The 4,701-nt window shown below is 67.2% G+C and carries 4 protein-coding genes; all 4 read right to left on the bottom strand.

Annotated features, from left to right (window positions below; all coding sequences use genetic code 11):
* Positions 1-1,380: chemotaxis protein MotC (locus EOA38_RS28500; protein WP_127300800.1), on the bottom strand; the 1,380-nt coding region annotated here is incomplete at its 3' end.
* Positions 1,377-2,807, bottom strand: a complete 1,431-nt coding sequence (locus EOA38_RS28495) for a MotB family protein (RefSeq protein WP_126092184.1) — start codon at positions 2,805-2,807, stop codon at positions 1,377-1,379. The genes EOA38_RS28495 and EOA38_RS28500, both read right to left, overlap by 4 nt.
* Positions 2,804-3,430, bottom strand: coding sequence for a hypothetical protein (locus EOA38_RS28490; protein WP_126092185.1), 627 nt, complete (start codon positions 3,428-3,430; stop codon positions 2,804-2,806). The genes EOA38_RS28495 and EOA38_RS28490 overlap by 4 nt, the downstream gene beginning before the upstream one ends.
* 3 nt (positions 3,431-3,433) lie before the next feature.
* Positions 3,434-4,701 (bottom strand): flagellar basal-body MS-ring/collar protein FliF (gene fliF / locus EOA38_RS28485; RefSeq protein WP_127300799.1); only part of this gene is annotated, 1,268 nt, incomplete at its 5' end.

Raw genomic sequence — 4,701 nt, 5'->3', positions numbered from 1 at the left:
GTCGGTGGGATCGTGCGGATCAAGATCCGCGACGGCCGCCGGCGCAGACGCAGGCAGCACGGCTGGCGTTTCGGGTGGTGCCGGAGCGGCGGCTAGCGCCGCGACCGTGGGCGGAGCCGTCGTTGGCAGGGTCGGCGGCGCGGGAGCCGCGGTCGGCGCGTCCGCCGCCGGCTTGGCCGCAGCCGCGACAGCCGGCTGCTCGGACATGGCGCCTTCCACCGGCGGCAAGGCTTCGGCGTCGGCCTTGCTCACAGACTCGGCTTCGGCGGCGGGTTTCGCCGCATTGATCCTTGCCGGATCCGCAGCCTCGATCTCGTCCTTGCCTGCCGCCGGCACAGGTGCGACGACCTCGCCTGCGACGGCTTGCGCGGCGTCGAGCAAGGCGCGGTCGCCTTCCGAAAGTTTGGCGCGATCGATCTTGCCGAGCCTGGCGCGCACGTCGTCGATCGTGGCCGACGTCACCGTGGAGAGGCTGGAGTAGAGCACGGCGCGTGGATCGTCCTGATTGCCGTTGCCGTTACGGCCTTGCTCAGCCCGCGCCGAGGCGAAAGCGGAGAGATCCGTCAGCCCGTCGATCGCGGCACGGCGGGCGATGCGCAGATAGATCACCTTCTCGCGCTCGGCATCCATCATCGACGTGATGTCGGCGAGCTTGTCCTGGCTGATCGACATGTGCAGTTGAATAACGCCGGAGACGAAGGAATCCGCGAACTGGCTGGCATAGGGGGAATAGAGATAGCCCGCGACATACTGCGTCGAGGCGAGCGCGAAGCGAGCGGCATCGCCTTGTGCCGCGGCGATGCCGACGGAACGGCGAAGGGCTGCTTCCTCGACCAGCGTGCCGGGGCTGAGCAGGCGGGCCTGGTCCAGCAAGATGAGCGCTGCGGCCGGTTCATCGGTCGCGAGCAGAGAACCCTTGACCAGCGCCAGGAAGGCGCCGAGGTCGGGAGGCACGCTCATCGGATCGATCGGCTTCAGGATCTCGATCGCGGTGGCCGGCCGGCCGTTCAGGTAGGCGACGATCCCCTTGGCGATGGCGAGGCTTTGCGGGTCGGTCGTCGCGCGCGAAGCCGCGGCCTCGACCGTGACAGGGTTGCCGCCGCTCATGCCGTAGACGAGCAGTCCGCGGAAATTTTTCGGATCCTTGAAATCCTCGGCATCGGCGGCGCGAAGCCTGGCATCGGTCATTTCGAGCAGTTTGGCCTGCATCGGCAGCGCCGCATGGTCGCCGCCGGCGATGCGGTCCTGGATCAGCTGCAGCGAACGCACCAGCTGATAAGGCTGCAAGCCGTCATCCTGGGCGAAAGCCGCGGCCGGCGATCCTGCGGCGGCGAGCAGCAGCAGCCCGACAGCGCGGCCGATGACGGTCTTGCCTCTCATCCGCCTGTAGCCATCAGGATTTCGATGCGGCGGTTCGCGGCGGCCAGCGGATCGGACGGGATCCTGGGCTGGCGGTCGGCATAGCCGGCGACCTCGGTGATACGGCTTTCGTCGACGCCGCCTCGCACCAGCATGTAATAGGCGGAGTGGGCGCGGGCGGTGGACAGCCGCCAGTTGTCATAGGTGTCGCTGCGGAACGGCCGCGCGTCGGTATGGCCGCCGATGGTGATGGTGCCCTTCTTCTCGTTGATGATGTGCCCGATCTTCTCCATCGCCAGCACCAGCTCGCGGCGCGGCAAGGCCGAACCGATCTCGAACATGCCGAAGTCGAGCTGATCGGTGATCGAGATGACGACGCCCTTGTCGGTGGCCTCGACGGAGACGCCCTCGGCCAGCTTTTCACCCGGCGCGAAGGCCTTGGCCAGCTCCTGCTTGATTTCGGCGGCGGCCTTGAGGGCGGTGCTGCTCGGGGCCTTTACGCCTTGGTCTGGTGTCTGCTCCGGCTCTGCCTTCGCCGTCTCCGCCTTCGCCGATCCAGCCTTCGCGGCTTCGGATTTGGCTTCATCTCCGGCTTTTTCGGCTTCCGCTTTTCCGCTTTCAGCCTTCTCGACCTTGATCTCCTGGCGCGCGGCTTTCCCGGCCTTCGCATCGGCCGATCCGGCAGCCATCTTGGTATCGGGTTTCTCGGGCGTTGCCATCGGTTCGAGTGGGGCTTCCAGGCGCGGCGGCGCCGGCGGAGCCGCCTTGACCTTCGGTACCTCGGTTTCGGCGACTTTTTCGCCGGGCTTGGCCGGATCGCCTTCGATCTTCTTGCGTTCCGCGCTGGCTTCGGCGCCAGGTGTCGCCACCTGCTGCGACCAGAAATCCGGCGCGAAAGGGTCGCGATAGGATTCGCCGCCGGAAGCGCCGGTCGCCGGACCGGCGTTCTGAACACCGCCTTCACCCTTGGCGCTGACATTCTGCATGACGCCGGTATCGGTGGCGATCTCGGCAAGCACGGCGTACGGGTCGGCAAACAGGTGCTCGTCGGAAAGGTCGGACTTCTGCGAGGCTTCCTTGGTCTGCCTGCGGTCGGAGGAGCCGGCGCCGCCCTTGCCGTTCTCGCCGGCCTTGCTGGCGCCATCCTGCGGGTTGTCGGCGGTGAGACCAACCTTGCTCGGGCCGTCGCCGAGATCCTCGAGACCCTTGCGGCTGGAGTTGCGGTCGATCAGCTCGACCGGATTGAAGTAGCTGGCGACCGCCGCCTTGGTCTGCTCGTTGGCGGCGTTGATCAGCCACATGACGAGAAAGAAGCACATCATCGCCGTCATGAAGTCGGCAAAGGCGATCTTCCAGACGCCGCCATGATGGTCGTCGTCATGACCGTCGTGGTTGCGCTTGACGATGATGATCTCGTGCCTGGCCTCGCCGTGGTCGATGGCGCTCATGACAGGACCTCCGACAGGGAAGCCGACCATTCGGCGATACGCGTCTCGAACACCGTTTCATCGATGGTCACGGTCAGGTCGAAGCCCGGGGCTTCGGTGAAATCGAGATTGGCCGCGCGGTCCCCAAGTGCCGCCTTCAGCGGCTCGAACAGCGACAGCGGCCCGCGCACGCCGATCCGCACGGCCTCGCTGTCGGCGACCGCGGCGCCGATGGTGCGGGTGAGGGCGTCGAGCGAACGCTTTTGCAGCTCTTCGCTGACGATGCCGCCCATGATGCGGGCGATGGTGGCGGCGGTGATCTCGGCAACACGCGCCTCCATGGCATCGATCCGCGTCGTGACCGCCGCGCCGAGATCGCCGCCGAAGCTTTCCAGGAACGCTTTCGCCGCATCGTCATTGGCCTGGCGCTCGGCCTCCAGCGCCGCCTGATGGGCGGCCGTGAGGCGGGCTTCGAGTGCTGCTTCCGCGTCGGCCACCGCCTCGGCGATCAAAGCGCCAATGTCGGCTTGCGGCGGGGATGCCTCCGGCTTGGGCTCGACGTTCTGCGCCGCCGGCGGCTGGCCGGTGCGCGGCGCGCGCGGGCCGAAATCGGGCAGGAGATCGAAAAGGGCTCCCGAAGCCATGGCTTAAGCCGCCGCTTCCGGGGCGGCCGCCCATTTGCGCAGGATCTGTGCGGTGCGCTCCTCGTTGAGGTCGACCATGCGCGCCAGCCGTTCCTGCGGCGCTGGCCTGATCTTCTGACGCAGGTCGTCGAGCGGGGTGGAGCCCGGGCGAGCGTCGGGCAAGGCGCCGACCGGCGTATCGGAAGCGATCGCAGCCACCGGCGCGTCGGGCGTCGGCAGCGAGCGCTGGACATCGTCGAAGCTGGGGCCGGCGATGGCTGCGGGCTTCGCCGATGCCGTCAGCGCGGCGGCCATCGGCCGAAGGCCGAAGAAGGCGACAAGGAACACGACGACGATGAAGGCGCCGGCGTTGATGAGCGTGCCGGTGTACGTGCCGATCGAGGCGAGGATGCCGGGCTGGTCGATCGGCTCGCCATCCAGTCCGTCGATGAATTCCACCGCCGAGACGTCGATGATGTCGCCGCGCTTGTCGTCGAAGCCGGTGGCCGAGGCCACCATCTTCTGGATGTCCGCAACGCGCTTGGCGATCTGCTCGGGCGTGGCGTCCTTGCCGAGGATGGTCTTGAGCCGATCCTGGTTGACGACGACGGCGATCGACATCTTGGTCACCGAATAGCCGTTGGAGACGGTGGCGATCTTCTTGGAGTTGATCTCGTAGTTGGTGATCTCTTCCTTGCGGTCGTTCTGCGAGGAGGACTGCGGCCCCTCGGTGCTGGTCGTCTGGGTCTCGGGCAGGTTCTGCTCGACGCTGGTCGGGGTCGAGGCCTGCTTCTGGTTGCTGGCCTCGTTGGTGCGTACCGACTGCACCGATCGCTCAACGCGGGATTCAGGATCGAAGATCGTCTCTTCGGTCTGGCGCGTGTCGGTGTTGACGTCGGCCTTGACGCTGGCGCGGAAATTGTCGGGGCCGAGATAGGGTGTCAGCGCGCGGCGGATGTTGTCGCCGATCTGCGCCTCGACCGTCTGCTCGACGCCGAGCGTGCGGGCAGCGCTGGTGTTGGAGGTGTCGTCGCCGGCGGCGAGCAGGTTGCCGTTGGAATCGAGCACGGTGACCTTGTCGGCCGACAAGCCGGGAACCGCCGCGGCGACCAGGTGGCGGATCGACTGCGCGCTCTTTTCGGCATCCATGCCGGCATAGCGGATGACCACCGAAGCCGAGGGCTGCTGCTCGTCGCGGCGGAAATTGGCGCGCTCGGACATGACGATGTGGACGCGCGCCGCCTTGACGCCGGCAATCGACTGGATGGTGCGCGCAATCTCGCCTTCGAGCG

The sequence above is a fragment of the Mesorhizobium sp. M1E.F.Ca.ET.041.01.1.1 genome (genome assembly GCF_003997355.1).
Taxonomy (GTDB): Bacteria; Pseudomonadota; Alphaproteobacteria; order Rhizobiales; family Rhizobiaceae; genus Mesorhizobium.
This window is presented reverse-complemented; position numbering and strand designations above follow the sequence as displayed.

Coding starts and splice junctions, on each gene's coding strand:
- EOA38_RS28495 (WP_126092184.1), bottom strand. CDS start 2,807: ATGAGCGCCATCGACCACGGCGAGGCCAGGCACGAGATCATCATCGTC.
- EOA38_RS28490 (WP_126092185.1), bottom strand. CDS start 3,430: ATGGCTTCGGGAGCCCTTTTCGATCTCCTGCCCGATTTCGGCCCGCGC.